Genomic DNA, 26559 nt, shown 5'->3' with positions numbered 1-26559 from the left:
ATGTAGATCAGCACCGTGAAGATCAGCAGCAGCGTGAGCAGCAACGAGCGCCAGTCGCCATCGCCGCGCAGCTTGCGCCAGCGCACATGACTGAACCAGAACAGCGCGATGATGGCAAAGCCGATGGCGAAGCTCGGCACCGCCGCCACGGCCTTTTCCAGCGTGGCGCTGTCCTCAGCCGATCCGCCCGCGCCGACGACCAGCAACGTCACCGCAAAGGCGAACGCCGCGTCGGTGAAATTGTCGATTCGCCCCGTCGTCGCACTGGTCATCGCCCGTCCCCTCCGTTGCGATAGACCAGCATGATATTGTTCGCGGGCATCTCGACAAGCCGTTCGAACGCCAGATCCTGCGCCGCCGCCGCCGCGGTCACATCCGCCACATCGCGCAGCCCCCAGGCCGGATCGCGCGCCTTGAGTGACGCATCGAACGCCTCGTTCGACGGCGCGGTCGGAACGTCCGCGCGCCGATAGGGGCCATAGAGGATCAGCCGCCCGCCGGCCGGCAATAGTCGCGCCGCGCCGGCAATCAGCCCCAGCGTCGCGTCCCACGGGCTGATATGCACCATGTTGATGCACAGCACCGCATCGGCCCGCGTCACGCCCCAACCCGCCGCCGCGGCATCGATCGCCAGCGCCGGCGCGACATTGCCCAGCCCCGCGCACCATGTGGCAATCGACGCCAGCGCGGCCGCGTCGGGGTCGCTCGGCTGCCATTCGAGTGCCGGAAACCGCTCGGCGAAGAAAGCGGCATGCTCGCCACTCCCGCTCGCAATCTCCAGCACCGTGCCGCGCGCCGGCAGCACATCCGCCAGCACGGCCGCAATCGCCTCGCGGTTGCGCAGCGTCGCCGGTGCGTGCTTGCGGGCCGCCCCGCTATCTTCAGCTGCGATCCAAGGCGTGGGATCGGCCATCAGCGCGGTGCGCAGCGCTTCTCTGCGATGCATTGCGCGACCCTAGCCTCATAATCGGCCTTCTGCTGCGCGACATCGGCGCGCCACTTCGCCATCTTGGCGTCGTAATCGGCCTTCTGCCTGGCGAGATACAGGTCGTAGTCGCTCTGCCGGTCGAGATTGGTCTTGGCCACGCGATCGGCCTCGGCCTGGTCGCGCTGGCGCTGCTTGTCGTACATCGCCTCCGCCTCGATCCGGTCGCCATCCTGCTCGGCCTGCGGCAGGCGCGGGTCCTGCGCGGCAGGCGTCAAGGTAGATGCCAGCAAGGCAAAGGTCAGATACATCGAAAACTCCCCCGGAATCCAAACGGGCGGCGGCATGACGCCACCGCCCGCCCGGGAGACGGAGTAACCCGAAGGGGTTACTCCGAAAACTGACATTATTCGGCGGCTTCGGCCTGTGCGGGCTCCTTCCACACCAGCACCGGCTTGCGCGCGGCCTGAGTCTCGTCGAGCCGCCGCCGCGGCGCGAAATGCGGCGCCGACTTGAGCGCAGCGTCACCCGCCTTCGCCCGCTCGGCGACCGAGCGGCACGCGCCGATGAACTGGTCGAGCGCCGCCTTGCTCTCGGTCTCGGTCGGCTCGACCAGCATCGCGCCGTGCACCACCAGCGGGAAATAGACCGTCATCGGGTGGAAGCCCTCGTCGATCAGCCCCTTGGCGATGTCGAGCGTCGAGAAGCCCTCCGGCAATCCCTTGTCGCTGAAGATCGCCTCATGCATGCACGGCCCGCTGTTGGCGAACGGCGCGTCGAGCACGTCCTCGAGGCTGCGCAGCACGTAATTGGCGTTGAGCACCGAATCCTCGGCCACCTGCCGCAACCCGTCCGCGCCGTGCGACAGGATATAGGTCAGCGCGCGCGTGAACATGCCCATCTGGCCGTGGAACGACACCATCCGCCCGAAGCTGTCGGCATGATGCTCGCCCGCGGTCTCCTCCTCGATCAGGATGAACTTGCCGTCCTGTTCCTCAACGAACGGCAGCGGCGCATAGGGCGCCAGCGCCGCCGACAGCACGACCGGTCCCGAGCCCGGTCCGCCGCCGCCATGCGGGGTCGAGAAGGTCTTGTGCAGGTTGATGTGCATCGCATCGATGCCGAGGTCGCCCGGGCGGACCCGCCCGACGATCGCGTTGAAGTTGGCGCCGTCGCAATAGACGTATCCGCCCGCCGCATGGACCGCGTCGGAGATCGCCTTCATGTCAGGCTCGAACAGACCGCAGGTATTGGGGTTGGTGATCATCACCCCCGCCACGTCCGGCCCCAGCCGCGCCTTGAGCGCTTCGAGATCGACGCGCCCCGCCTCGGTCGCCGGAATATCCTCGACGGAAAAGCCCGCGAACGCCGCCGTCGCCGGGTTGGTGCCATGCGCGCTCTCCGGCACCAGCAGCACCTTGCGGCTCTGCTGCCCCTTGGCATCGAGCGCCGCGCGGATCGCCAGCACGCCGCACAGCTCGCCATGCGCGCCGGCCTTGGGCGACATCGCGACCGAATGCATGCCGGTCAGCGTCACCAGCCAATGCGCGAGCTGATGGATCACCTCGAACGCGCCCTGCACGGTATCCACCGGCTGCAACGGATGCACGTCGGCGAAACCGGGCAACCGCGCCATCCGCTCGTTGAGTCGCGGATTGTGCTTCATCGTGCAGCTGCCGAGCGGGAACAGGCCAAGGTCGATCGCGTAATTCTGGCGGCTGAGGCGCGTATAATGCCGCACCGCTTCCGGCTCGCTCAGCCCCGGCAGGCCGATATCCTTGTGGCGCTCCAGCCCGCCCAGCCGCGACGCCGCCTTGGGCGCCTCGGCGAAATCGACGCCGGTCGTATCCAGCGAGCCGATCTCGAAGATCAGCGCCTCTTCCAGCATCAGCGCGCGGTTGCCGGTGAAGGTCGCCTCGTTGCTGCGCCGCTCCGGCGTCATCTCGGGGCGCCAGCCGCTCTGGTTGATCGCGCTCATGCCAGCACCTCCTCGAGTGCCGAGGCAAGGGTCTCGACATCCTCCGCAGTCGTGTTCTCGGTCACCGCCACGACCAGCCCGTTGGCCAGCGCGTCCTCGCCCGGATAGAGCCGTCCGAGCGACACCCCGGCCAGAATGCCCTTGTCCGCCAGTTCGCGAACGATCGGCCGCGCTTCCTTCGACAGCTTCAACGTGAACTCGTTGAAGAAGGCCGGCGTAACCAATTCAACGCCCGACACTTGCGCCAGCCGCTCGGCCGCAGCGCTCGCCCCCGCATGGTTGAGCGCCGCGAGCTGCCGCAGCCCCTTCTCGCCCAGCAAGGTCATATGGATCGACCACGCCAGCGCACACAGCACCGAGCTGGTGCAGATGTTCGACGTGGCCTTTTCGCGCCGGATATGCTGCTCGCGGGTCGAGAGCGTCAGCACGAAACCGCGCTTGCCCTCGGCGTCCTGCGTCTCGCCGCACAGCCGCCCCGGCATCTGGCGGACATATTTGTCCTTGCAGCCGAACAGCCCGACATAGGGTCCGCCGAACTGGAGGCCGACGCCGATCGACTGGCCTTCGCCGACGACGATGTCCGCGCCCATCTCGCCGGGCGACCGACAAGCCCCCAGCGCCACCGGCTCGGTCACCACCGCGACCAGCAGCGCCTTCTTCGCCTGGCACGCCGCGGCCAACTCGGTCAGGTCGCCGATGCGCCCCAGGATGTCCGGATATTGCACGACCACGCACGACGTCTCGTCGTCGATCATCCCGATCAGCCTGGCCGTATCCGGCTCGGCGGTCAGTTCGGGCAACGCCGTCACCAGCTGGTCGCCAGTATATTTCGCCATCGTGTTGGCGACCGAGACATAATGCGGGTGCAGCCCGCCCGACAGGATCGCCTTGGCGCGCTTGGTGATGCGCCGCGCCATCCCGATCGCCTCCCAGCACGCCGTCGAGCCGTCATACATCGAGGCGTTTGCGACATCGGTCCCCAGCAGGCGCGCGACCTGGGTCTGGAACTCGAACATCACCTGCAGCGTGCCCTGCGCGATCTCGGGCTGGTAGGGCGTATAGGCGGTCAGGAACTCGCCGCGCTGGATGATGTGATCGACGCTGGCGGGCACATGATGCTTGTACGCGCCGCAACCGATGAAGAACGGCGCCGCGCCCGCCGACAGGTTCCTGGCGGCGAGCTTCGTCATGTGCCGCTCGACGGCCAGCTCGCTGGCATGCAGCGGCAGCCCCGCGATCGGCCCGCTCAGCCGGGCAGCCTCGGGCACATCGACGAACAGATCGTCGATTGCCGCCGCACCGACCGCCGCGAGCATCGCCTGCCGGTCATTTGGAGTCAGGGGTAGATAGCGCAATTCAGTTCTCCGGCCAGCAGGGCCTATAACCAGACCGTCACCCCGGCCTTGTGCCGGGGTCCACCGTGCGTCGAGTGCTGGAGCAGAGGCTCAAGCTTATCCGCTGCGGCGAAGTGGACCCCGGCACAGGGCCGGGGTGACGAGCAAAAATTCAAAGTTTCGAGACGAAATCCGCGTAGGCCGCCTCGTCCATCAGCGAATCCAGCTCGCTGGTGTCGCTCAGCGTCATCTTGAAGAACCAGCCGTCGCCCTCGGGGTCCTCATTGACCAGCGCCGGCTCGCCTTCCAGCGCCGGATTGCCCTCGATCACCGTGCCCGACACGGGCGCATAGACGTCGCTCGCCGCCTTGACGCTCTCGACCACCGCGGCGTCGTCGCCCTTGGCGACCTGCTTGCCGTCCTCGGGCACTTCGACGAACACGATGTCGCCGAGCTGGCTCTGCGCATAATCGGTGATGCCGACGGTCGCGATCTCGCCGTCGAGGTCGATCCACTCATGATCTTCGGTGAAGTAACGGCTCATTTCGCTGCTCCTGCTCGCACGTAACGATGGGGGACGAAGGGCATCGCGACCACTTCGCCATGATGGATCTTGCCGCGCTGGCTCAAAGTCACCCGCGTGCCGATTTCGGCCAGCGACACGGGCACATAGGCCATCGCGATCGGCTTCTGCACGGTCGGCGCGAAGCCGCCGCTGGTCACGCGGCCGACCTCATTGCCTTCGCCGTCGAGCACCAGCGCACCCTCGCGCACCGGCTGGCGGCCGTCGACGATCAGGCCGACGCGGCGCTGGATCGGACCCTGCTCACGCTCCAGCAGAATGCGTTCGGCGCCCGGGAAGTTCGCTTCCTCCCGGCGCCGCTTGCTCGCCACGGCGAAGTTCAGCGCCGCCATGATCGGCGTCGTCTCGGTGTCGAGGTCGTGCCCATAGAGCGGCAGATCGGCCTCGAGCCGAAGCGAATCGCGTGCGCCCAGCCCGATCGGCTTGACCTCGTCCTGCGCGGTCAGCGCATCGGCCAGCGCCGCGGCCTTGTCCGCCTCCACAGAAATCTCGAACCCGTCCTCGCCGGTATAGCCCGATCGGCTGATCCACAGGCCGGTGCCGTCCCAGTCGAACCGCCCGCCGGTCATGAACACCAAAGCTTCGACGCCCGGCACCACGCGACTCAGTGCGTCCACCGCTTTCGGCCCCTGCAGCGCCAGCAGCGCATGCTCGTCCATATGGTTGATGTCGATCTCGTCGGGCAGATGCTCGCGCAGATGCGCGATATCGTCCCATTTGCACGCGCCGTTGACGACCATGTACAATCCGTCGTCCCAGCGCGTGAACATCAAGTCGTCGAGTATCCCGCCATTCTCGGCGAGCAGCAGCGAATATTTCTGACCGTTGACCTTCACGCCCGCGACATCCGCCGGGATCAGCGCCTCCAGCGCCGCGTCCAGCCCAGGACCGCTCAGGAACAGCTGGCCCATATGGCTGACGTCGAACAGTCCGGCGCTCTCCCGCACCCACTGATGCTCGGCCATGATGCCTTCATACTGGACCGGCATCTCATAGCCCGCGAACGGCACCATCCGCCCGCCGCGCGCACGATGCCACGCGTCGAGCGGCAGCAGCGCCAGTTCCTCTACGATTTCGGGTTCGGCCGTATCGCTCATCATCCGCACTCCAAAGGGTCACGACGGCCGGCCGCAAGAATGCGGCCTTCGATCCGTCGCCCCCTCTGTCACGGGAACCTGAGAGCTTTCGCCGGTCGTGAGACGAACCGACTTACCCCTTCGGTGGTCCGCACGCCCCAAACCAAGTCGGGCGGACGAACGCTTTCCAGAGTGTCGTGGCCCCGCGCGGTCCTGGGTGCCTGAGAGATTCCGGGGCGGTTGCTCCTTCGGCGATCCGGTTACCCGGATGCTCTCCCGCGCGTGCCTTCAATGGTCGCCCATCGCTGACCGCATCCGTGTGATGCGGCCCGCAATGGGAGTCAACGCGATTCAGCGCGTCGCGTTATATTTCAGCTGCTCGTCGGTCAGCTGGAAGCCGACCAGTGCTTCGAACGTCGCGCGCAGCACTGCCTGACGGATGTCCGGGCGCGACAGCGGGTCGATCGCCGCGGTCTCGTCGCCTGCCTTGCGCTTCTCGTTGATCTGGCGGCGAATGTCCTCCGGCAGCGTCGCCGCGGCGCGCGCGACCGTCGTATAGCCCGTGCCCGTCGCCGAGGCCCGCGCCGCGCCCGCCGCGAATCGCACAGTCACCTGGCCGATCCGCTTCGACACCACCGAGCTACCGCCCTGCACCATCGTCACGAAATAGGGGAAGGTCACGTCGCGCGCTTCGCTGCCCGAACGGCGGCTCGCCTGCACCTCGAAATTGATCGTGGTACGAATGGTGTCGGTCGTGTCGTCGCAGGTCGAGGTGACGTTGGTCAGCACCGCGGTCACGTCGATCGCGCTCGCATCGCGGCTGGCGGCCGGGTTGAAGGTGGTGATGTCGCCAGTCCCCGCCGGCACGCCGACGCGCGGGCAGGCCGAACGCACCGCGGTGATGCCGCCCTCGGCGATGTCGCCCGATTTCGCGCACCCGGCGAGCGTGATCATGGCCGTCGCGGCGAGCGCAAAGTTACGAATATACAAGTGGGGCACCTTTCCCGAACTGGACAGCGCACGTCATAGGAACCGCCTTTCGCCCGCGCAAGCAATCGCGTAGAGCCGCGCCGATATGGACACCGCGTCGAACTCTGGCGAAAAGCCCTTCATGGAATTGCTGATCGCCGCCCCCCGCGGCTTCTGCGCCGGCGTCGACCGCGCGATCCAGATCGTCGAGCGGGCGATCGAACTCCACGGCGCCCCGGTCTATGTCCGGCACGAGATCGTCCACAACAAATATGTCGTGGACACGCTCAAGGCCAAGGGCGCGATCTTCGTCAAGGAGCTGGACGAAGTGCCCGACGGCCTGCCCGTCGTGTTCAGCGCGCATGGCGTGCCCAAATCAGTCCCCGCCGCCGCGCAGGACCGCGGCCTCGCCTATCTCGACGCCACCTGCCCGCTCGTGTCGAAGGTCCACCGTCAGGCCGAGCGCCTCGTCGCGGCCGGCCGCCACATATTGTTCATCGGTCACAAGGGCCATCCCGAGGTCATCGGCACCTTCGGGCAGGTGCCGGAAGGCGACATGACGCTGATCGAGACCGAGGCCGACGCCGAAGCGATCGAGGTCGCCGACCCCGCCAACCTCGCCTTCCTCACCCAGACCACGCTCTCGGTCGATGACACCGCGTCGATCCTCAACATCCTCCAGCGCCGTTTCCCGGAGATCGTCGCGCCCAAGGCCGACGACATCTGCTACGCGACCTCGAACCGTCAGGCTGCGGTGCGCGCGATCGCGCAGTCGTGCGACCTCGTTCTCGTCATCGGCGCCCCCAACTCGTCCAACTCGCTGCGCCTCGTCGAGGTCGCCGAACGCGAGGGGACGACCGCCAAGCTGATCCAGCGCGCCGACGATCTCGATTTCGACTGGCTGTGGGGCGTCGGTACGCTCGGCATCACGGCAGGCGCTTCGGCCCCGGAAGTGCTGGTCCGCGAGGTCATCGACCGCATCGCCACGCGCTTCGAGGTCAGCGAACGTCAGGTAGAGACCGCGCAGGAAAATCTGGTGTTCAAGCTCCCCCGCGGTTTGGAAGCGGCCTGAAGCGATGGCCGTCTACACGCAGGTTTCCGCCGAAGCGCTCGGCGAGTTTCTCGCACGCTATGATGTCGGCGAGCTCGTTTCAGCGAAGGGCATCGCGGAGGGGGTGGAGAACTCCAACTATCTCGTCGAGACGACGCGCGGCCGCTTCATCCTGACGCTCTACGAAAAGCGCGTGAATGCCGAAGAACTGCCCTATTTCATGGGCCTGCTCGATCACCTCGCGGACAAGGGCCTCGCCGTTCCCCCGGCGATCAAGGACCGGCGCGGCGTCGAGATTCAGGAACTGGAAGGCCGTCCGGCCTGCCTGATCAAATTCCTCTCCGGCGTCTCGCTGTCGCATCCCACGCCAGCGCAAGCCGAGGCCGCCGCCATCGCGATGGCGGACATGCACGCTGCGGTCGCCGACTTCACGCTCGACCGCCCCAATTCGATGGGCGTCGATACCTGGCGGCCCTTGTTCGAGAAATGCGGCCACAGCCTCAACCAGATCGCGCCCGGCCTGCATGACGATCTCGCTCACGCGATCGAGCATGTCACCGCCAACTGGCCCGGCGACGCGTTCGACCGCTGCGCGATCCACGCCGATCTCTTCCCCGACAATGTCCTGATGCTCGGCGATGATGTCACCGGCCTGATCGACTTCTATTTCGCCTGCACCGACATCCGCGTTTACGACCTCGCCGTCATGCACAGCGCGTGGAGCTTCGACGCCACCGGCCGCAGCTACGACGCCGCTGTCGGCGATGCGCTGATCCGCGGCTATTCCAGCCGCTTTCCGCTGACCGACGTCGAGCAGGCGCAATTCCCCACCCTCGCCGCCGGTGCCTGCATCCGCTTCGCGCTGTCGCGCGCCTGGGACTGGCTCAACACGCCGGCGGACGCACTGGTGATGCGCAAAGACCCGCTCGCCTATGTCCGCCGCCTCAAACACTACGCCCCCGATCTGGTGAAGCACAGCACATGACCGAAATGCCGCTGGTCGAGATCGCGACGGACGGCGCGTGCAAGGGCAATCCCGGGCGCGGCGGCTGGGGTGTGCTGCTACGCATGGGCACGACCGAGAAGGAAATGTCCGGCGGAGAAGCGCACACGACCAACAACCGCATGGAGCTGATGGCCGCGATCGAAGGGCTGAAGGCGCTCAAGAAGCCGTGCCGCGTGAAGCTGTCGACCGACAGCCGCTATGTCATGGACGGGCTGACCAAGTGGATCAAAGGTTGGCAGCGCAACGGCTGGAAGACCGCGGACAAGAAGCCGGTCAAGAACGCCGATCTGTGGATGGCGCTGCTCGAGGCCGCCGCGCCGCACCGCATCGAATGGCTGTGGGTCAAGGGCCATGCTGGTCACCCGGACAATGAACGCGCCGACCAGCTCGCCAGCGACGCCGCGCTGAGGCACTGACCGCCTTCCATCATCCGCATCTTTGTTGATTCAAAAATCAACTTCTGGCAGCCATCTCGCGTAAGCGAAAGGAGATGCGATGCCGGGCGATTCTGTTTCGGAGCCTGCCGTTCAGGGTGGCGGCTTCTGCCCGCCGCCGATCCCGATCCCGCCCGAACTCGAAGCCTATCGCGAACAACTCTACGCGCCGGACCGCACGACCCTACCGTCCCCGACGCCCGAGGGCATCGCGGCGGCCACTGCGTACAAGGAATCCTATCTGGAGGCCCGCAAGACCGACTGGGCCGATCTCTGCCGCTACCATGCCGACAATTTGCGGTTGAAGGCGCTGCCGCAAACCGACCGCCAGATCGTCTTCATGGGCGATTCGATCACCGAGGCGTGGTCGCTCGGCGACAGGCGCTTCTTCCAGCGCGGCTGGATCAATCGCGGGATCAGCGGGCAGACGACGCCGCAGATGCTGGTGCGCTTCCCCGCCGACGTCCTCGCGCTCGCGCCGCGCGCGGTCCACATCATGGGCGGCACCAACGATATCGCCGGCAATACCGGCCCGACGACGATGGACATGATCGAGGGCAATATCGCCGCGATGGTCACGCTCGCCAGGGCGAACGGCATCCGCGTGATCCTCGCCGCCGCGCCGCCGGCGGATGCGTTCGCCTGGCTTGCGAGTATCGAACCCGCGCCGATCATCGCCGAACTCAATGCGCGGCTGGGCAAGGTCGCCGAGCGCGAAGCGATCGAGTTCGTCGACTATGGTGCCGCGCTCGCCACGCCCGCCGGCGCGATGAAGCCCGAGCTTACCTATGATGGCGTTCATCCCGACGCCGCGGGCTATGCGGTCATGTCGCCGATCGCCCGCGAGGTCGTGGCCCGCGTGCTGGGCTGAGCCTCAGCCCTCCTCGACCGCCGCGCCGGGACCGTTCTTCAGAATCGATTCGATCGCATTCTTGGCCGACGCCTTGCTCGAATAGCCCTCGGTCCAGAAGATCGTCTCGGCGTTGTACTTGAACTTGGCGACATACTCGCCGGCCTTGTTCTGCTCGATCACGAACTTGTGCGCCATAAGTCTCTCCTCGGTTGCGAAGGCGAAACTAACGCAGATCAGCGGCGCAGGCGAGTGGCCGAATAGGCATCCGGATCGATTGACGCGACGAGCGGATCGGGTGCCGTTCCAAGCAGCATCGCCGCGGCCAGCTTGGCCGCAGCCGGCGCGGTTTGGATCCCGAACCCGCCCTGCCCCGCGCACCAGAAGAAACCCGGCGCATCCGCGTCGAAGCCATAAACCGGAAGCCGGTCGGGCGCGAAGCTGCGCAGTCCCGCCCATTTGCGGTCGAGCCCGGCGACGCGCCAGTCGACCACCGCCTCGAAGCGGTCGATCGCGATCGCCACGTCGATCTCCTCGGGCTGGGCATCGCACGGCGGCGACGGAATCTCGTCATGCGGACTCAGCCACAGCCGGTCGCCCTCGGGCTTGAAGTAGAAGGTGCCGGCGATGTGGCCGACATGCGGCAGCCCCACCGGCGCCGCCGGCTCGGTGCGCAGCTGCATGATCGTGCGGCGGTAGGGCTGGATGCCGATAGGCTTCACCCCGGCATGCAGCGCGACCGCATCGGCCCATGCCCCCGCCGCATCGACCAGCACGTCCGCTTCGAAATCGCCCGCCGCGGTGCCCAGTTTCCAGCGCCCGTCGACCCGCGCCGCGCTGCGCAGTTCGGCCGAGGTCACCAGCGCCGCCCCCGCCCGCCTGGCGCGCGCCAGACAATCCTGATGCAGCCCGCCGACATCGATATAGGCGCAGCTCGGCTCCCACACCGCCAACGCCCATTCGTCGCGCAAGCCAGTGATTCGCTCGCGCGGGTCGCATGCCGTCAGTTCGACCCCGCTGCCCTCGAATTCCGCGAGGAAGCCTTCGATCTTCGCCGCTTCTTCCATGCGACCGATGTGAAGCGAGCCCAACGGCTCCAGAAACGGCGCGAGGCCCGGTTCCGACGCCGTAGTCAGCGGCTGGATCAGCGGCCCGCCATAGGTTTCCGACCAGAAGGCAGCCGAACGCCCGGTTGAGTGGTAGCCCGGCTGCGCCTCCATCTCGAGGATCAGCACGCGCGCATGCGGCGCCAGCTCGGCCGCCAGGCTCGCGCCCGCGATGCCCGCTCCGGCAATGGCGATATCGTAGCGACTCACCGGCGCGGCGCCCTCGCGTCGAGAAAGCCGTCGATCTCGCCGAGCGCGCGGTTCCGCACCGCATCACCTTCGCGCAGTATCTCGTGCGCACTCTCCTCGCCGAAGCGAACGATCCGCGCATCGGGCAGCCTAGCGACCGTGGCGAGCGCGGCCCTGGCATCGACCAGTCCATCGATCTCGGCGATCAGCGCCAGCACCGGCACGTTCATACCCGCCAGCGCCGGCGTGTCGCGCAGCTCGCGAGTCGAGCGGAACGCTTCGATCAGCCACTTCCAGCTTGGCGGCCCGGTGACGTTGCCGGGGTTGGTCTGCTGCCACCACAATTCGTCCGAATAGCGGTCATGGTCATGCGTCAGCAGCGATTCGCGCGTGTCGGTGGTATAGGGCCGCTCGTTGGTCTTCCACGCCGGCCGCGCCGGATTGCCGAGCCCGCCCAGCAGCCGCGCGAAGCGTTCGCCCAGCGCTGCGCCAAATGGCGACTTCAGCCCCAGCATCGGCGCGATCAGCACCGCGGCCTCCGGCCGCACCGCGCGCTCGACCAGCGCGCGCAGCACCAGATGCCCGCCCATCGAATGACCGATGACGACATGCGGCCCCGGCGTCGCCGCCTGCCAGTCGCGTGCGAAATCGTGGAAGTCGCCGATATAGCTGGCGAAATCCTCGATATGTCCGCAGTTCGCCGCCTTGCTCAGCCGGCCCGATCCGCCCTGCCCGCGCCAGTCGAACGACGTGATCGTCCAGCCCTGCCCATGCCAGTGCGCGAATGTCTCCAGATATTTCTCGAAGATATCGCCGCGCCCGCCCTGGAACAGGATCGAGCCGCGCGGCGACCCCGCCGCCGGCCAGTCGAAGCACCGCAATTGCCAGCCGTCGCGCGCGGGCAATGTGCTGACATGCGCCCCCTCGGGGATGGCGCGGCGGTCAAATGGTGAAGCCGACATTTGCGCTGGTTACGTTTTGGAAAGCCCATCCGTCTAGGCATTAGCTGGGTATGGGGGAAATTGGGTCCATTGCGCTTCTGGTCCTGCTGGGACTGCTGCTGGTTTCGGCTGGCATCGAAGACGCACGCACCCGCGAGATCGCCAATTGGAAGAACGCCGCCATCGCGCTGCTCGCGGTGCCGTTCTGGATCGCCAACGGCCTGGCCGTCTGGCCCGACATCGTGCTTCAGCTCGGTATCGCGCTGGCGGTGCTGGCGGTGTTTGCGGCAGCATTCCACTTCGGGCTGATGGGCGGCGGCGACGTCAAGATGATCGCCGCGCTCGCTTTGTGGTTCCCGTTCGGCCAGCTCGTGACGATGCTGATCGTCATGTCGCTCGCCGGCGGCGCGATCACCTTGCTCATGCTGATCGACAAATGGCTGCGGCGGCAAAGCGCCCAGCCGGAGGTGCCATATGGCATCGCCATCGCCATCGCCGCGCTGCTCATGCTTCGCGAACCGATTTTTAACCAGTTCATGTGAATGATTAACGCCGGGGAAACCCGGTCGAGACTTGAAAGGCCTGTAACGTCATGGATGGACGGAAGATCATTCTGCTGGTTGGCGCGCTGATTGTCGCGGCGATCACCGCGTTCATGGCGCGCACGCTGATGGTCGGGACCCCGGCCCCGGTCGCCGAAGCGCAGGGCGGGCAAGGCCCCGTCGCCGTCGAAGGCGTCGAGGTGCTGGTCGCGACCAAGGCGCTGCCCGTCGGTACCATCCTCGGCCCGGAGTCGATCAAGTTCATCCCATGGCCCAAGGATCTGATCGAGGGCGCCTATTTCAAGCGTGAGGGTACCGACCTGAAATCGCTTCAGGGCACCGTCGTCCGTTTCAATATTCCGGCCGGCCAGCCGCTGACTCAGGGCGCGATCGTCAAGCCTGGCGACCGCGGCTTCCTCGCCGCCGCGCTCGGCGCCGGCATGCGCGCCGTCACGGTGCCGGTTTCGGCTCAGAGTGCGGTCGCGGGCTTCGTCTTCCCGGGCGACCGGGTCGATCTCATCCTCACCCAGTCGGTCGCCGGCGGCGGCGACGGGCCTCCGCTGAAAGCGTCCGAGACCGTGCTGCGCAACCTGCGCGTGCTCGCCACCGACCAGAAGACCGACAAGCAGCAGGACGAGGCCGGCAACACGGTCGTCACCACCTATTCGACCGTCACGGTCGAGGCGACGCCGCGCATCGCCGAGAAGATCGCGGTCGCACAGACCATCGGCTCGCTCTCGCTGTCGCTGCGCTCGATCGCCGACAATCAGGGTGAACTCGAAGCGGCGATCGCCGCGGGCGAGGTCACGATGCCGAGCGATCCCAAGGAAGAAAAGGCCGTGCTGGCACGCGTCGCTTCGCGCCCCGCCGAGGGCGGATCGACGATGTCGACCGGCGCTGACGTGTCGCGCTTCCAGCGCAGCACGGTGCCCGGCAAGCCGCGCGACGACCGCGCGGGTTCGGGCGGCTCGCCTGATGGAAATTATCCCGGCGGTACCGGTGCGAAGCCGGAAGGGCCGATCGTCAAGATTGCACGGGGCAACAGCGTGACCGTTGTTCCCGTTGGTGGAAAGGACTGACATGCGTTTGAGGGGGAAAACGCTGGGCGCACCGCTGGCCATGGCCGCGATGGTTGGTATGACCATCGCCGTGCCGATGCCCGCGCTCGCACAGACCGTCGAAGCGGCACCACGCAGCATGGTGCAGATCGCCACCGGCCGCGGCCGCATGATCACGCTGAACGCGCCGATGTCGGACATCTTCGTCGCCGATCCGTCGATCGCCGATGTCCAGGTCCGCTCGCCCACCCAGCTCTGGGTGTTCGGCAAGAAGCCGGGTGAGACCACGGTCTATGCGACGACCAAGTCGGGCAAGGTGATCTATTCGGCCACAGTCCGCATCGGCAACAACTTCGACAGCGTCCAGTCGATGCTGGGCATCGCGATGCCCGAAGCGCAGATCACCGCGACGCCGATGAACGGGCTGATCCTGCTCACCGGCACCGTCGCCGCGCCCGAGGATGCCGCCGAGGCCGAGCGTCTCGTCCAGGCGTTCGTCGGCACCGACACCAAGGTGCTCTCGCGCCTCAAGACCGCGACGCCGCTGCAGGTCAATCTGCAGGTGCGCTTCGCCGAGGTGAGCCGCAACTTCGTCAAGAATATCGGCGTCAACCTGATGACGCGCGACACCACTGGCGGCTTCCAGTTCGGCCTGTCGAGCGGCCAGCGCCTTCCGGGCACGATCGGCACGCCCGACCTGTCCAACCTGCCGCGGCTCGACGCCTCGTCGCGCTTCGGCCTGCCGGCCGGTTCGCTGACGCTGCCGTTCGACCCTGCGCGCGGCGACTTCGTCCTGCCGGGCACGGGCAGCACCTACCAGTTCAACCGCCCGACGACGGGCAACGCGCTCAACTTCGCGGGCAAGCTGCTCGGGCTCGACGTGCTGTCGGCGCTCGATCTGGGCGAGCGGATCGGTCAGGTCACGACGCTGACCAACCCGAACCTGACCGCGCTGTCGGGCGAGACCAGCACCTTCCTGGCGGGCGGCGAGATTCCGATCCCGATCAGCCAGGGCCTCGGCGCGATTTCGGTCGAGTACAAGCAGTTCGGCGTCAGCCTCGCTTACACCCCGACGGTGCTGTCGGACGGCCGCATCTCGCTGCGCGTCCGGCCCGAAGTGTCGCAGCTCAACTATCAGAACGGCGTGCAGATGGGCGGGACGATCGTTCCGGGCATCTCGACCCGCCGCGCGGAGACGACGGTCGAGCTCGGCTCGGGCCAGAGCTTCGTGATCGCCGGGCTGCTGCAGAACACGCACGACAATTCGATCGACAAGACCCCGGGCCTCGGCGACGTGCCGGTGCTGGGCGCGCTGTTCCGCTCGAACGCGTTCCAGCGCGGCGAGACCGAACTGGTGATCGTGGTGACGCCGTATCTGGTGAAGCCGGTCAACGCGAACGAAGTCGTGCTGCCGACCGATGGCTACAAGGCGCCGACCGATCTCGAGCGCGTGTTCCTCGGCGAACTCGGCGGCGGCAAGACCGGCCTCGACCGGCCCAAGCCGCGCATGGCCGCACCCTCGGGCGGCGAGCCTTCGGTCGGCGCGGCCTCGCCGCTGACGCCCGAGCCGCAGCAGGCCCCGGCCCCGCAGCCGCAACAGCCGCTCGCCACCCCGGCGCTGCCGGTCCAGCCGGCGGCCAAGGACACCAAGCGCAAGAAGGGTTCGGCCTCGGCCGCTCCCGGCTTCGGCTTCAACTGATCGCGAGAGGAGTGGCGCACATGTTCAAGCGTAACACCATGCTGCTGCTGACGGGGCTCTCCGCCTCGCTCGCGGCATGCGGCCCGGCCAATCGCAGCATCGAATCGGTCAACCAGCCGGTCGTCCAGCGCACCGACTATGTGTTCGATGCCGCGACCGATGGCAGCGCGCTCTCGCCCGGCGAGATGCAGCGCGTCGCCGGCTGGCTCGGCTCGCTCCGCCTCGCTTATGGCGACCGCGTCTATGTCGACGATCCGTCGAACGGCACCGCCCGCCGCCAGGTCGCCGCCGAAGCCGGCCGCTATGGCATCCTGCTCTCCGATCCCGCCCCGGTCACCGCGGGCGCGATCCAGCCGGGCATGGTCCGCGTGATCGTCAGCCGCATGAAGGCCAGCGTCCCGGGCTGCCCCAACTATTCGCGCATGGGCGGCACCGAGTTCGAGGCGAGCACCTCGTCCAACTTCGGCTGCGCCTCGAACTCGAATCTCGCGGCGATGGTCGCGCGTCCGGAGGATCTGGTGCGCGGCCAGCCCGGCGCCGAGACGGTCGATCCGCAGACGAACTACAAGGCCATCGACGCGCTGCGCAAGGCTCCGGCCAGCGGCGCGGGCGGCCTCAAGGAAGCCAAGACCGGCGGGGGTGGAAACTGATATGAACGCGCCTTTCAATCCTCCCCGTGCCGCGCACCGCGAGCCGTTCATCGCCTTCGTCTGCGACGAGACGACGGCCGAAGCGCTGCGCCCGATCGCCATCGAGCAGGGCTGGAACCCCGAAAAGGTCAACAAGGGCGGGCTGCGCAATGCCGTGCAGACGCTCTCGGTCTCGGCCAGCCCCAACGTGCTGTTCGTCGACCTGTCCGAATCCGGCGACCCGCTCAACGACATCAACGCGCTCGCCGAAGTGTGCGAGCCGGGCACGGTCGTGATCGCGGCGGGCCAGGTCAACGACGTCCGCCTCTACCGCGACCTCGTCGCGTCGGGCATTCAGGACTATCTGCTCAAGCCGCTCAACCCGGACATGCTGCGCGAAGCCTTCACGCATGCCTATGCCACGCTGAACGCGCCCAAGGGCAGCGCCGATCCCTCCGCCGAACGCCCGCATTGCGCGGTCGCGGTGATCGGCACGCGCGGCGGCGTCGGCGCATCGACCATCGCGACCTCGCTCGCCTGGCTGACCAGCGACAAGGGCGGCCGCACCACGGCGCTGCTCGACCTCGACGTGCATTTCGGCACCGGCGCGCTGGCGCTCGACCTCGAACCCGGCCGCGGCCTGACCGACGCGATCGAGAATCCGAGCCGCATCGACGGGCTGTTCATCGAACGTGCGATGGTCAAGGCGTCGGACAAGCTCGCGGTGCTCTCCGCCGAAGCGCCGATCAACTCGCCGGTGATGACCGACGGCGCGGCCTTCTTCCAGCTTCAGGAAGAAATTCGCGGCGCGTTCGAATGCACCGTGATCGATCTGCCGCGCACGATGCTGGTCAACTATCCGCACCTCATCACCGATGTGCAGGTAGCCGTGCTGGTCACCGAACTGACGCTAGCCGCGGCGCGCGACACGATCCGCATCCTCAGCTGGTTCAAGTCCAACGCACCGCACACGACGGTGATCGTGGTCGCCAACCGCGTTCCCGCGAGCGGCGTGCTCGAAATCAGCCGCAAGGACTTCGAGGGCTCGATCGAGCGCCGCATCGATTACGTCCTGCCCTATGATCCGAAGACCGCGGTGCAGGCCGCCAAGCTCGGCAAGCCGCTCGCGGAAGCGGGCAAGGCCGTGAAGGGCCTCGCCCCGCTGGCCGAGATCGCCGAGAAGGTCGTGGCGCTCACCGACGCCGGTGAGGAGGGCAAGGAAAAGAGCAAGGCCAAGGCCAAGGCGGACGCCGCCGGCCGGGGCATGTCGCTGTTCGCCAAGCTCAACCTGAAGCTGCCGAAGAAACAGTAAACCGGCGGCCGCATCCCGGCCGTCCCGCGTTTGGAGTCGAAGCACGGCATGGAACCTTTGCCGCTGATCCTGCTGTCCGGAGGCACCTTCCTGGTGCTGGCGCTGATGATCCTCGCCTTTGCCGGTCCTTCGGCAAATGCGGCGGGGTCGCGGCGCCTTACGTCGTTGCGCGACCGCCATGCCGGCGTCGTCGGCGCGGGCGCGGTCGAGGCGCAGATCCGCAAGATCTCCAACCGCGGCGGCAGCAACATGGACCGGGCCGCGGCACGCCTGCTGCCCAACCCGGCGCAGCTCGGCAAGCGGCTGGCGATGACCGGAAAGCCGTGGACCGTCGGCCAATATGGCATGGTCACGCTCGGGCTGACCGTCGTGATCACCGGCCTGCTCGCCCTGCAGGGCCTGCCGTTCCTGCTCGCGCTGCTCGTCGGCGTGTTCATCGGCGCGGGCCTCCCGCACATGATGGTCAGCTTCTTCATCAACAAGCGCATCGCGGACTTCACCAAGAAATTCCCCGACGCGATCGAACTGCTCGTTCGCGGCCTGCGCTCGGGCCTGCCGATCACCGAGACGATGGGCGTGGTCGGCGCCGAGGTCGATGGCCCGGTCGGCGAGGAATTCCGCTCGATCACCGACAAGATGAAGATCGGCCGCACGCTCGACCAGGCGTTGCAGGAAACCGCCGACCGGCTCGGCACGCCCGAATTCCAGTTCTTCGTCATCACCATCGCGATCCAGCGCGAGACCGGCGGCAACCTCGCCGAAACGCTCGCCAACCTCGCCGAAGTGTTGCGCAAGCGCTCGCAGATGAAGCTCAAGATCAAGGCGATGTCGTCAGAATCGAAGGCATCGGCCTACATCATCGGCGCGCTGCCGTTCATCGTGTTCGGGCTGATCTGGTTCATCAACGGCTCGTACATGCAGAATTTCTTCATCGACGAGCGGCTGATGGTGGCTGGCGGCGGCGGCATCGTGTGGATGGCCATCGGCGCCTTCATCATGGCCAAGATGATCAATTTCGAGATCTGATGCGATGCTGACCAACCCCGAAGGCCCTACTCTCCTCGGCGTCGACGTGCTGTTCGTCGGCACGCTGCTGGCCGGTGTCGCCGCATTCTGCGTGATCGTCGCGATCTATGCCGCGACTTCGGTGCGCGACCCGATGGCGAAGCGCGTCAAGGCGTTGCAGGACCGCCGCGAACAGCTCAAGGCCGGCATCACCGCCTCGACCAGCAAGCGCCGCGCGAAGCTCGTCCAGAAGAACGAGACGACCGACCGCATCCGCTCGTTCCTGTCCTCGCTCAAGGTGCTGCAGGAAAGCCAGGTCAAGGACGCGCAGCTCAAGCTGCTCCAGGCCGGCATCCGCTCGAAGGAATATGCCGTCGCTGTCATCTTCGGCCGGCTGGTATTGCCGATCGTGCTCGGCGGAACGGCGTTGTTCCTCGTCTACGGGACCGAGATGTTCTCCGACTGGACCCCGCTCAAGGCCTATGGCCTCGTCGCGGGCACCTTCATCCTGAGCTACAAGGCGCCTGACCTGTACCTCAAGAACAAGATCCAGAAGCGCAGCTCGGCGATCCGCAAGGGCATCCCGGACGCGCTCGACCTGCTCGTCATTTGTGCCGAAGCGGGACTCACCGTCGATGCCGCATTCGCGCGCGTGTCGAAGGAATTGGGCAAGGCCTATCCCGAGCTGGGCGAGGAATTCTCGCTCACCGCGATCGAGCTCGGCTTCCTCACCGACCGCCGCATGGCGTTTGAAAATATGGCCATGCGCATTGATCTCGATTCGGTCCGCGGCGTCGTAACCACCATGATTCAAACGGAAAAATACGGCACGCCGCTGGCGTCGGCGCTGCGCGTGCTGTCGGCCGAATTCCGCAACGAGCGCATGATGCGCGCCGAGGAAAAGGCCGCGCGCCTGCCTGCGATCATGACCGTGCCGCTGATCTTGTTCATCCTGCCGGTGCTGTTCGTCGTGATCCTCGGCCCCGCGGCCTGCTCGATCAACGACGCGCTGATGACCGGGTAAGTCGCTGGCTAAGCCCCGGATTCTGCGGCAATAGGGTTTCGATGCCGTTCACCTCGCCTCTCGGATGGTTGCTTGTCATCGCTGCGCTGGCGGTCGGCTGGCTGCTCGGCGACATCTACAGCAACGCCGGCCGCAAATGGCAGAAGCGATTCCGCGAGCGCGAAGTGATCATCGCCAAATACCGCAAGGAAATGGAAAAGGCGCTGGTCAAGGCGCGCGACCGCATCCGGCAGCTCGAAAGCGAGCGCGATGGCGGCGGCGATGAGACGCCGCCCGAAGATTAATCGACCAGCACACGCTTGTAGCGTTCGACCACCTCGGCGAGCGGCCGCCCTGCCCCGTCGAACACCAGCGCGCGGTGCCGTATGACGTCGCCGCTCGCGCTCACCCGGCCAGGCCGGGCCGTCCAGACCGACAGCGTGCGCCGATACGGCCGCAGCGGCAGGATCACCCGGCCGAACGGCGTATCCCCACCGTCCAGCGCGGCGTTCATCTCCGGCGTCAGCCGGCTCGCGACATACCAGTTGATCGCTTCCGAGAGGACAGTCGCCCCGCACATCAGCCGGACGCGGCGGTAGCCCAGCACCTCGTCCTTGCCGACGCCGAGCCGCGTCCGCGATGGTGAGGCGCTCGCCGGCACGCGTCCGCGCTTCACTTCCGCATGGACCCGCGGCGGATCGGCCAGCCCCAGCGCCGCGCAGCGCCGTTCGAGCACCGCGGTCGCGGTCGGGCTGGCAAGCAATTCGGCATTGAGCCGTTCGATCGCACTCATCTCACGCGCCGGAACGGCGGCAACCGCAAGCACGATCGCCGCCGCGCCGATCACTTGGCCTTCAGCGCCGAAGCCGCCAACGCCGCTTGGGCCGCAGCGAGCCGGGCGATCGGCACGCGATAGGGCGAGGCCGAGACGTAATCGAGGCCGATGCTCTCGCAGAAGGCGATCGACGCCGGGTCACCGCCATGCTCGCCGCAGATGCCGAGCTTGATGTCGGGCCGCGTCGCCCGGCCGCGCTCGGCGGCGATCTGGATCAGTTCACCGACGCCCTCGACATCGATGCTGACGAACGGGTCGCGGGCATAGATGCCCTTTTCCACATAAGTCGTCAGGAAGCGGCCGGCATCGTCGCGGCTGACGCCCAGCGTGGTCTGCGTCAGATCGTTGGTGCCGAACGAGAAGAACGCCCCTGCCTCGGCGATCTCACCCGCCCGGAGCGCGGCACGTGGCAGCTCGATCATCGTGCCGACGAGATATTCGATCGTCCGGCCCTTCTCGGCGAACACCGCCTGCGCGGCCTTGTCGACCACCGCCTTCATCAGCTCCAGCTCGCGCTTGGTCGCGACCAGCGGGATCATCACCTCGGGCACCGGCGCCGCGCCCGACTTCTCGGCGACGTCGCATGCCGCCTCGAAGATCGCGCGGGCCTGCATCTCGTAGATTTCGGGATAGGTCACGCCGAGGCGGCAGCCGCGATGGCCGAGCATCGGGTTGAACTCATGCAGCTCGGCCGCGCGGCGGCGCAGCGTCTCGACGTCGAGATCGGCGGCCTTCGCCACTTCCTCGAACTCGGCTTCCTCATGCGGCAGGAATTCGTGCAGCGGCGGATCGAGCAGGCGGATCGTGCAGGGCAGGCCCGCCATCACCTCGAAAATCTCGGTGAAATCCTTGCGCTGCTCGGGCAGCAGCTTGTCGAGCGCGGCGCGGCGGCCGGCCTCGCTGTCGGCGAGGATCATCTGGCGCACCGCGGTGATCCGCGCCGCGTCGAAGAACATATGCTCGGTGCGGCACAGGCCAATGCCCTCCGCGCCGAATTCGCGCGCCGTGCGACAGTCGAGCGGGGTCTCGGCATTGGTGCGCACCTTGAGGCGGCGGACCTTGTCGGCCCACACCATCAGCGTGCCGAAATCACCGGCCAGCTCGGGCTGGATCGTCGGCACTTCGCCGATCATCACTTCGCCGGTCGAACCGTCGATGGTGATGAGGTCGCCCTCCTTCACCTCGCGCTGGCCGACGCGCATCACGCCTTCCTTGGCGTTGATCGAAAGCGTCCCCGCGCCCGACACGCACGGACGGCCCATGCCGCGAGCGACGACCGCCGCGTGGCTGGTCATGCCGCCGCGCGCCGTAAGAATGCCGCGCGCCGCATGCATGCCGTGAATGTCCTCCGGCGAGGTCTCGACGCGGACGAGAATCACCGAATCGCCATTGTTGGCGCGCTTCTCGGCGGTGTCGCTGTCGAACACCGCATAGCCCGAAGCGGCGCCGGGCGAGGCCGGCAGGCCCTTGGTCAGCACGTCGCGCGGCGCGTTCGGATCGAGCGTCGGGTGGAGCAGCTGATCGAGCGCGGAGGGATCAACGCGGGCGATCGCCTCCTCCTGCGTGATCAGGCCTTCGCTCGCCATGTCGACCGCGATCTTGAGCGCGGCCTTGGCGGTGCGCTTGCCCGACCGGGTCTGGAGCATCCACAATTTGCCGCGCTCGACGGTGAACTCGATGTCCTGCATGTCGCGGTAATGCCGCTCGAGCAGGTCGAACACGTCGGCGAGCTGGCCATAGACCTCGGGCATCGCCTCTTCCATCGAGGCGGGCTTGGCCCCTGCCCGCTCGCGCGCGGCGAGCGTCAGGTACTGCGGCGTGCGGATGCCGGCGACGACGTCCTCGCCCTGCGCGTTGATCAGGAACTCGCCATAATAGGCGTTCTCGCCGGTCGCCGGGTCGCGGGTGAAGGCGACGCCGGTGGCCGAGGTGTCGCCCATATTGCCGAACACCATCGCCTGGACGTTGACCGCGGTGCCCCAGTCGCCCGGGATGTCGTTGAGGCGGCGATAGACCTTCGCGCGCTCCGACTGCCAGGAGCCGAACACCGCGCCGACCGCGCCCCACAGCTGGTCATGCACATCCTGCGGGAACGGCTTGCCCCACAATTCGACGACGATCGCCTTGTACTCGGCGACCAGCGCGTGCCAGTCGGCGGCGGTCAGTTCGGTATCGAGGTTATAGCCCTTGTCTTCCTTGGCGATCTCGAGCGCTTCCTCGAACCGGCCATGGTCGAGTTCGAGCACGACGTCCGAATACATCTGGATGAAGCGGCGATAGCTGTCCCAGGCGAAGCGCTCGTCGCCGCTGACGGTGGCGAGACCGACGACGGTGTCGTCGTTGAGACCGAGGTTGAGGACGGTGTCCATCATGCCGGGCATCGACACGCGGGCGCCCGAGCGCACCGACACCAGCAGCGGGTCGGCGGCGTCGCCGAACTTCTTGTCGGTCACGGATTCGATATGCGCGATGCCGGTCGCGACTTCGGCCTTGAGGCTGTCGGGGAAGCTCTCGCCCTGTTCGTAATAGAGCGCGCAGACCGGGGTCGAGATGGTGAAGCCCGGGGGTACCGGCAGGCCGATGCCGGCCATGCCGTCGAGGTTGGCGCCCTTGCCGCCCAGCAGGTTCTTGTCGCCCTGTCCGCCGTCCGAGACACCGCCGCCGAAGCGGTAAACATATCGAGTCATTAGAACCCCTTCCGTCCCCCGCGCGCCCGCGGCTTGGGCCGCGCCCTACCGCAGGTGCGAACAAGGCGAAAGGGGGTGTCCGCCGTTGTCAGGGTTTAGATTTGCTTGGCCGCCTGCAATCGGCGGCCAGTCGAAAAGTCCCAAAGGTCACGACATCCAACGCGAGCCGGCTCAGCCCTCGATCCGGCTGAAATCCGCCACGCGATGAACGGCGTCACGCATCCGGGCGAGCAGCGCGAGGCGGGCTTCGCGCTTCGCCGCGCTGGAGTCGTTCACGGTCACCTTGTCAAAGAACGCGTCGATCGGCGCGCGGAGGGTTGCCAGTGCCGCCATCGCGCCTTCGAAATCCTCCGCATCGATGGCCGACTGCGCTTTGGGCGCGGCGGCGTCGAGCGCGGCGATGAGGGCAGCTTCCTCGGTTTCGGGGGTGTAGGAAAGTGGTTTTTCTCCCACCGCGCCCGCTTCGTCTGGGGTGGCGTACCCCTCCTTCTTGAGGATGTTCGCGGCGCGCTTGTAACCGGCGAGCAGGTTGGCGCCGTCGTCGGTGGCCATGAAGGCCTGAAGCGCATGGACGCGGGCGAGCAGGCGGACGAGATCGTCCTCGCCACCGAGCGCGAACACCGCGTCGATCAGGTCGTGGCGGACGCCGGCTTCGCGTTGCTGGACCTTGAGGCGGTCACTCATGAACTCGATCAGTGAACGAATTTTCGCCAACATCGTGCCCGGCGTCTCGAACCGAACTGCCATTGCCAAAGAGTGCGCCGCTTTAATGCCGGCGTCGTCAATGCTCGGCTGCGGTATTTGGCCCACGTATCCCGTCTGCGTCGCAAATTGCTGGACTGCGGTCCATCGGTTGAGATTCGCTGTTTGACGCTGCGCTTCAGGCAGCGACCGTTGACCCCAATTGATCGCAGTTTCAGCGTAACCAATGATGGCATTTGCGAAAATAGGTAGCAACGGCATCCGTAGCGATCCCGTAGTCTGCAAAGTCGCGATTGCGAGCGCAGCTCTGCGGAGCGCGTAGGGATCGCGTGAGCCACTAGGCTGCTGATCAATCAGGAAGAAACCCGTGAGCGTATCCAGCTTATCTGCCAGCGACACCGCCACCGTCACCGGCGCGGTCGGTACTTTATCGCCCTGCCCGACCGGCTTGTAGTGATCGCGGATCGCTTCGGCGACGGCGGGGTCCTCGCCCTGCGCGGCGGCGTAATAGCCGCCCATCAGGCCTTGCAGCTCGGGGAACTCGCCGACCATGCCGGTAACGAGGTCGGCCTTGGCGAGGCGCGCGGCACGTTCGGCCTGGTCCGCGAGGCTGGTAGCCCCGGCAGGACTTGAACCCGCAACGATCCCCTCCTCGACCAGCCAGCGGGCGAGCTTCGCAACGCGCTCGACCTTGTCGGCGACCGTGCCCAGCTTCTCGTGGAAGACGATCTTCTCGAGCTTCTTGGCCTGTTCCTCGAGCGGCACTTTCAGGTCGGTCTCATAGAAGAACCGTGCATCGCTCAGTCGCGCCGCCAGCACCTTCTGGTTGCCCTCGACGATCTTCGCGCCGCCATCCGCCGCGTCGATGTTCGCGGTGCAGACGAAGGCATTCGCTAACCGCCCGTTCGCATCGTTGCACACGAAATATTTCTGGTTCACGCGCGCCGTCAGCTGGATCACCTCGGGCGGAACGTCGAGGAACGCTTCGTCGAAACGGCCGAGCAGCGGCACCGGCCATTCGGTGAGGCCGGCATTCTCGATCAGCAGCCCTTCGTCCTCGATCAGCGTCAGCCCGGCCTTGTTCGCGGCCATCTTGGCGCCGAGCGCGATGATGTTGCGGCGCTCGGCCTGATCGACCACGACATGGCAGGCGCGCAATTTCTCGACATAGTCGGAGGCGCTGCCGATGGTGATGATGCCGGGGTGGTGAAAACGGTGGCCGACCGTCGCGGCGCCCGACGCGACGCCCGCGACCTCGCACGGCACCACATCGTCACCGAACAGCGCGACGATGCCTTGCAGCGGGCGGACCCAGCGCTGGCTTTCGGTGCTGGCCGAGGCTTCGCCCCAGCGCATCGATTTCGGCCAGGGAAAGGCGCGGACGATTGCGGGGATAGCTTGCGCCAGCACTTCGGCGGTGGCGCGGCCGGGCTTGTCGATCACCGCGAAATACACGCCGTCGCGCTCGACCAGCTGGTCCTGCGTCAGCCCCGCCTTGCGCAGAAAACCTTCGAGCGCCTGTGGCGGCGCGCCGACGCGCGGGCCCTTCGTCTCCTCGCTCACCGCCTGCGTCTGCGCGGGCAGGTCGCGCGCGATCAGGGTCAGGCGGCGCGGGGTGGCGTAGGTGACCAGTTCGGCCGCCTTGAGGCCCGCCTTGTCCAGTTCGGCGGCGAACAACCGCGCGAGATCCTCGCGCGCTTTGTCCTGCATCCGCGCAGGGATTTCTTCGGAGCGGAGTTCAAGGAGGAAATCGCTCACGCCGCCCACCCGTTCTTTTCCATCCAGGCCGCGCAGCTGCCCTTGGCTAGATCGCGCACGCGGCCGATATAGGCCTGCCGCTCGGCGACCGAGATCACGCCGCGCGCCTGCAACAGGTTGAAGATGTGGCTCGCCTCGATCGCCTGTTCATAGGCCGGGATCGGCAGGCCGTGGGAGAGGCAGTTCTCGCATTCGGCCGCGGCCTTCCTGAACGCGTCGAACAGGGTGTCGGTATCCGCGACCTCGAAGTTCCAGGTCGACATCTGGACCTCGTTCTCGTGGAACACGTCGCCATAGGTGAAGCCGACCCCGTTGCCCGGATCGTTGAACGCGAGGTCGTACACGCTGTCCTTGTTCTGGATGTACATGGCGAGGCGTTCGAGGCCATAGGTTAGTTCGCCCGACACCGGCTTGCAGTCGAACCCGCCCATCTGCTGGAAATAGGTGAACTGGGTCACTTCCATCCCGTCGCACCACACTTCCCAGCCAAGCCCCCAGGCGCCGAGCGTCGGGCTTTCCCAATCGTCCTCGACGAAGCGGATGTCGTGCCTGGTGAAATCGATGCCGATCGCGGCCAGCGAACCCAGATACAACTCCTGCAGGTCCGGCGGCGAAGGCTTCAGGATCACCTGATACTGGTAATAATGCTGGAGCCGGTTGGGGTTCTCGCCATAGCGCCCGTCGGTCGGGCGGCGGCACGGCTGGACGAACGCCGCGTTCCACGGATCCGGCCCGAGCGCGCGCAGCGTCGTCGCGGTGTGGAACGTCCCCGCGCCCATGCGCATGTCATAGGGCTGGAGGATCAGGCAGCCCCGCTGGCTCCAATAGTCATGGAGCTTGAGGATCATGCCCTGAAAGCTGAGCGGCGTGGTCATGGCGCGAGGCTT

Annotated in this window: 26 protein-coding genes, 1 pseudogene and 1 riboswitch; of the genes and pseudogenes, 12 read left to right on the top strand and 15 right to left on the bottom strand. The window is 66.8% G+C overall.

Annotation, left to right across the window (positions count from 1 at the left end):
- Window positions 1–20 precede the first annotated feature (20 nt).
- From M9978_RS06940 to M9978_RS06905, 8 genes and pseudogenes are all read right to left on the bottom strand, one after another.
- Window positions 21–272, bottom strand: a pseudogene (locus M9978_RS06940) (TMEM175 family protein); the annotation flags it as partial.
- Window positions 269–913, bottom strand: coding sequence for a DUF938 domain-containing protein (locus tag M9978_RS06935; RefSeq protein ID WP_254292495.1), 645 nt, complete (start codon window positions 911–913; stop codon window positions 269–271). The gene M9978_RS06935 and the pseudogene M9978_RS06940, both read right to left, overlap by 4 nt.
- Window positions 913–1236, bottom strand: coding sequence for a hypothetical protein (locus tag M9978_RS06930; RefSeq protein WP_254292278.1), 324 nt, complete (start codon window positions 1234–1236; stop codon window positions 913–915). Before M9978_RS06930 ends, M9978_RS06935 begins: the two co-directional genes overlap by 1 nt.
- Before the next feature lie 95 nt (window positions 1237–1331).
- Window positions 1332–2867 (bottom strand): aminomethyl-transferring glycine dehydrogenase subunit GcvPB, encoded by a 1536-nt coding sequence (gene gcvPB, locus M9978_RS06925; protein ID WP_436977171.1) that lies wholly within the window; start codon window positions 2865–2867, stop codon window positions 1332–1334.
- A 32-nt stretch (window positions 2868–2899) separates the two neighbouring features.
- A complete protein-coding gene (gene gcvPA / locus M9978_RS06920) occupies window positions 2900–4258 on the bottom strand; it encodes an aminomethyl-transferring glycine dehydrogenase subunit GcvPA (protein ID WP_254292276.1) in 1359 nt (452 codons plus the stop codon).
- 151 nt (window positions 4259–4409) lie between these two features.
- The gene (gcvH, locus tag M9978_RS06915; RefSeq protein WP_254292275.1) at window positions 4410–4781 is read right to left on the bottom strand and encodes a glycine cleavage system protein GcvH; all 372 of its coding nucleotides are present in this window, start codon (window positions 4779–4781) and stop codon (window positions 4410–4412) included.
- Window positions 4778–5917 carry a glycine cleavage system aminomethyltransferase GcvT gene (gene gcvT / locus M9978_RS06910; RefSeq protein WP_254292274.1) on the bottom strand — a complete coding sequence of 380 codons (1140 nt, stop codon included), beginning with the start codon at window positions 5915–5917 and terminating at the stop codon, window positions 4778–4780. Before gcvT ends, gcvH begins: the two co-directional genes overlap by 4 nt.
- Before the next feature lie 177 nt (window positions 5918–6094).
- A riboswitch (glycine riboswitch) is annotated at window positions 6095–6185 on the bottom strand.
- A gap of 62 nt (window positions 6186–6247) precedes the next feature.
- Entirely contained in the window at window positions 6248–6850 is a 603-nt protein-coding gene (locus M9978_RS06905; protein ID WP_254292494.1) for a hypothetical protein, read from the bottom strand.
- Window positions 6851–7007: 157 nt separating this feature from the next.
- Here M9978_RS06905 and ispH point away from each other — a divergent pair, with 157 nt between their 5' ends.
- The 4 genes from ispH to M9978_RS06885 all read left to right on the top strand — a co-directional run bounded on the left by ispH (window position 7008) and on the right by M9978_RS06885 (window position 10227).
- Complete coding sequence (ispH, locus tag M9978_RS06900; protein WP_254292273.1) at window positions 7008–7937, top strand: 4-hydroxy-3-methylbut-2-enyl diphosphate reductase; 930 nt, start codon at window positions 7008–7010, stop codon at window positions 7935–7937.
- Between the two features lie 4 nt (window positions 7938–7941).
- Entirely contained in the window at window positions 7942–8901 is a 960-nt protein-coding gene (gene thrB, locus M9978_RS06895) for a homoserine kinase (RefSeq protein ID WP_254292272.1), read from the top strand.
- The gene (gene rnhA / locus M9978_RS06890) at window positions 8898–9338 is read left to right on the top strand and encodes a ribonuclease HI (protein ID WP_254292271.1); all 441 of its coding nucleotides are present in this window, start codon (window positions 8898–8900) and stop codon (window positions 9336–9338) included. The genes thrB and rnhA overlap by 4 nt, the downstream gene beginning before the upstream one ends.
- Before the next feature lie 79 nt (window positions 9339–9417).
- Window positions 9418–10227: a GDSL-type esterase/lipase family protein gene (locus M9978_RS06885; protein ID WP_254292270.1), complete on the top strand. Its 810-nt coding sequence runs from the start codon at window positions 9418–9420 to the stop codon at window positions 10225–10227.
- 3 nt (window positions 10228–10230) lie between these two features.
- On the opposite strand, the gene M9978_RS06880 is transcribed toward M9978_RS06885, so the two are convergent.
- The 3 genes from M9978_RS06880 to M9978_RS06870 are packed head-to-tail and all read right to left on the bottom strand — an operon-like array spanning window position 10231 to window position 12463.
- Window positions 10231–10404, bottom strand: a complete 174-nt coding sequence (locus M9978_RS06880; RefSeq protein ID WP_254292269.1) for a YegP family protein — start codon at window positions 10402–10404, stop codon at window positions 10231–10233.
- Window positions 10405–10442: 38 nt separating this feature from the next.
- Window positions 10443–11522 carry an NAD(P)/FAD-dependent oxidoreductase gene (locus M9978_RS06875; protein ID WP_254292268.1) on the bottom strand — a complete coding sequence of 360 codons (1080 nt, stop codon included), beginning with the start codon at window positions 11520–11522 and terminating at the stop codon, window positions 10443–10445.
- Window positions 11519–12463 carry an alpha/beta hydrolase gene (locus tag M9978_RS06870; protein ID WP_254292267.1) on the bottom strand — a complete coding sequence of 315 codons (945 nt, stop codon included), beginning with the start codon at window positions 12461–12463 and terminating at the stop codon, window positions 11519–11521. Before M9978_RS06870 ends, M9978_RS06875 begins: the two co-directional genes overlap by 4 nt.
- A gap of 50 nt (window positions 12464–12513) precedes the next feature.
- Between M9978_RS06870 and M9978_RS06865 the strand changes: the two genes are divergently transcribed.
- From M9978_RS06865 to M9978_RS06830, 8 genes are all read left to right on the top strand, one after another.
- Window positions 12514–12984, top strand: coding sequence for an A24 family peptidase (locus M9978_RS06865; protein WP_254292266.1), 471 nt, complete (start codon window positions 12514–12516; stop codon window positions 12982–12984).
- Window positions 12985–13034: 50 nt separating this feature from the next.
- Window positions 13035–14063, top strand: coding sequence for a Flp pilus assembly protein CpaB (gene cpaB / locus M9978_RS06860; protein ID WP_254292265.1), 1029 nt, complete (start codon window positions 13035–13037; stop codon window positions 14061–14063).
- Between the two features lie 40 nt (window positions 14064–14103).
- Window positions 14104–15741: a type II and III secretion system protein family protein gene (locus tag M9978_RS06855; protein ID WP_436977168.1), complete on the top strand. Its 1638-nt coding sequence runs from the start codon at window positions 14104–14106 to the stop codon at window positions 15739–15741.
- A 20-nt stretch (window positions 15742–15761) separates the two neighbouring features.
- A complete protein-coding gene (locus M9978_RS06850) occupies window positions 15762–16391 on the top strand; it encodes a CpaD family pilus assembly protein (protein WP_254292264.1) in 630 nt (209 codons plus the stop codon).
- A gap of 1 nt (window position 16392) precedes the next feature.
- On the top strand, window positions 16393–17682 hold the full coding sequence (locus tag M9978_RS06845) for a P-loop NTPase family protein (protein WP_254292263.1): 1290 nt from the start codon (window positions 16393–16395) through the stop codon (window positions 17680–17682).
- A 48-nt stretch (window positions 17683–17730) separates the two neighbouring features.
- Window positions 17731–18708 (top strand): type II secretion system F family protein, encoded by a 978-nt coding sequence (locus tag M9978_RS06840; RefSeq protein WP_254292262.1) that lies wholly within the window; start codon window positions 17731–17733, stop codon window positions 18706–18708.
- A 4-nt stretch (window positions 18709–18712) separates the two neighbouring features.
- Window positions 18713–19711 (top strand): type II secretion system F family protein, encoded by a 999-nt coding sequence (locus M9978_RS06835; RefSeq protein ID WP_254292261.1) that lies wholly within the window; start codon window positions 18713–18715, stop codon window positions 19709–19711.
- A gap of 68 nt (window positions 19712–19779) precedes the next feature.
- Window positions 19780–19995, top strand: a complete 216-nt coding sequence (locus M9978_RS06830; protein WP_254292260.1) for a hypothetical protein — start codon at window positions 19780–19782, stop codon at window positions 19993–19995.
- Here the strand turns inward: M9978_RS06830 and M9978_RS06825 are convergent.
- From M9978_RS06825 to M9978_RS06810, 4 genes are all read right to left on the bottom strand, one after another.
- Window positions 19992–20483, bottom strand: coding sequence for a hypothetical protein (locus tag M9978_RS06825; RefSeq protein ID WP_254292259.1), 492 nt, complete (start codon window positions 20481–20483; stop codon window positions 19992–19994). The two genes, M9978_RS06830 and M9978_RS06825, sit on opposite strands and share 4 nt — an antisense overlap.
- Before the next feature lie 50 nt (window positions 20484–20533).
- Complete coding sequence (ppdK, locus tag M9978_RS06820; RefSeq protein WP_254292258.1) at window positions 20534–23212, bottom strand: pyruvate, phosphate dikinase; 2679 nt, start codon at window positions 23210–23212, stop codon at window positions 20534–20536.
- 171 nt (window positions 23213–23383) lie between these two features.
- Window positions 23384–25672 carry a glycine--tRNA ligase subunit beta gene (glyS, locus tag M9978_RS06815; RefSeq protein ID WP_254292257.1) on the bottom strand — a complete coding sequence of 763 codons (2289 nt, stop codon included), beginning with the start codon at window positions 25670–25672 and terminating at the stop codon, window positions 23384–23386.
- Entirely contained in the window at window positions 25669–26547 is an 879-nt protein-coding gene (locus M9978_RS06810) for a glycine--tRNA ligase subunit alpha (RefSeq protein ID WP_254292256.1), read from the bottom strand. Before M9978_RS06810 ends, glyS begins: the two co-directional genes overlap by 4 nt.
- Between the last annotated feature and the right edge of the window lie 12 nt (window positions 26548–26559).

The sequence above is a fragment of the Sphingomonas tagetis genome (assembly GCF_024211275.1).
Lineage (GTDB): Bacteria > Pseudomonadota > Alphaproteobacteria > Sphingomonadales > Sphingomonadaceae > Sphingomonas > Sphingomonas tagetis.
Note: the sequence above shows the minus strand (reverse complement) of the source record. Positions and strands in the feature narration are given on the sequence as shown.

Bases quoted from the DNA above. Each gene is read 5' to 3' on its own strand.
- gcvPB (WP_436977171.1), bottom strand. From the start codon at position 2,867: ATGACGCCGGAGCGGCGCAGCAACGAGGCGACCTTCACCGGCAACCGC.
- M9978_RS06880 (WP_254292269.1), bottom strand. From the start codon at position 10,404: ATGGCGCACAAGTTCGTGATCGAGCAGAACAAGGCCGGCGAGTATGTC.
- M9978_RS06845 (WP_254292263.1), top strand. From the start codon at position 16,393: ATGAACGCGCCTTTCAATCCTCCCCGTGCCGCGCACCGCGAGCCGTTC.
- M9978_RS06855 (WP_436977168.1), top strand. From the start codon at position 14,104: ATGGCCGCGATGGTTGGTATGACCATCGCCGTGCCGATGCCCGCGCTC.
- M9978_RS06930 (WP_254292278.1), bottom strand. From the start codon at position 1,236: ATGTATCTGACCTTTGCCTTGCTGGCATCTACCTTGACGCCTGCCGCG.
- M9978_RS06905 (WP_254292494.1), bottom strand. From the start codon at position 6,850: ATGATCACGCTCGCCGGGTGCGCGAAATCGGGCGACATCGCCGAGGGC.
- gcvH (WP_254292275.1), bottom strand. From the start codon at position 4,781: ATGAGCCGTTACTTCACCGAAGATCATGAGTGGATCGACCTCGACGGC.
- M9978_RS06885 (WP_254292270.1), top strand. From the start codon at position 9,418: ATGCCGGGCGATTCTGTTTCGGAGCCTGCCGTTCAGGGTGGCGGCTTC.
- gcvT (WP_254292274.1), bottom strand. From the start codon at position 5,917: ATGAGCGATACGGCCGAACCCGAAATCGTAGAGGAACTGGCGCTGCTG.
- M9978_RS06865 (WP_254292266.1), top strand. From the start codon at position 12,514: ATGGGGGAAATTGGGTCCATTGCGCTTCTGGTCCTGCTGGGACTGCTG.
- M9978_RS06870 (WP_254292267.1), bottom strand. From the start codon at position 12,463: ATGTCGGCTTCACCATTTGACCGCCGCGCCATCCCCGAGGGGGCGCAT.
- cpaB (WP_254292265.1), top strand. From the start codon at position 13,035: ATGGATGGACGGAAGATCATTCTGCTGGTTGGCGCGCTGATTGTCGCG.
- rnhA (WP_254292271.1), top strand. From the start codon at position 8,898: ATGACCGAAATGCCGCTGGTCGAGATCGCGACGGACGGCGCGTGCAAG.
- M9978_RS06840 (WP_254292262.1), top strand. From the start codon at position 17,731: ATGGAACCTTTGCCGCTGATCCTGCTGTCCGGAGGCACCTTCCTGGTG.
- M9978_RS06850 (WP_254292264.1), top strand. From the start codon at position 15,762: ATGTTCAAGCGTAACACCATGCTGCTGCTGACGGGGCTCTCCGCCTCG.
- ispH (WP_254292273.1), top strand. From the start codon at position 7,008: ATGGAATTGCTGATCGCCGCCCCCCGCGGCTTCTGCGCCGGCGTCGAC.
- thrB (WP_254292272.1), top strand. From the start codon at position 7,942: ATGGCCGTCTACACGCAGGTTTCCGCCGAAGCGCTCGGCGAGTTTCTC.
- M9978_RS06825 (WP_254292259.1), bottom strand. From the start codon at position 20,483: ATGAGTGCGATCGAACGGCTCAATGCCGAATTGCTTGCCAGCCCGACC.
- M9978_RS06835 (WP_254292261.1), top strand. From the start codon at position 18,713: ATGCTGACCAACCCCGAAGGCCCTACTCTCCTCGGCGTCGACGTGCTG.
- M9978_RS06935 (WP_254292495.1), bottom strand. From the start codon at position 913: ATGGCCGATCCCACGCCTTGGATCGCAGCTGAAGATAGCGGGGCGGCC.
- ppdK (WP_254292258.1), bottom strand. From the start codon at position 23,212: ATGACTCGATATGTTTACCGCTTCGGCGGCGGTGTCTCGGACGGCGGA.
- M9978_RS06810 (WP_254292256.1), bottom strand. From the start codon at position 26,547: ATGACCACGCCGCTCAGCTTTCAGGGCATGATCCTCAAGCTCCATGAC.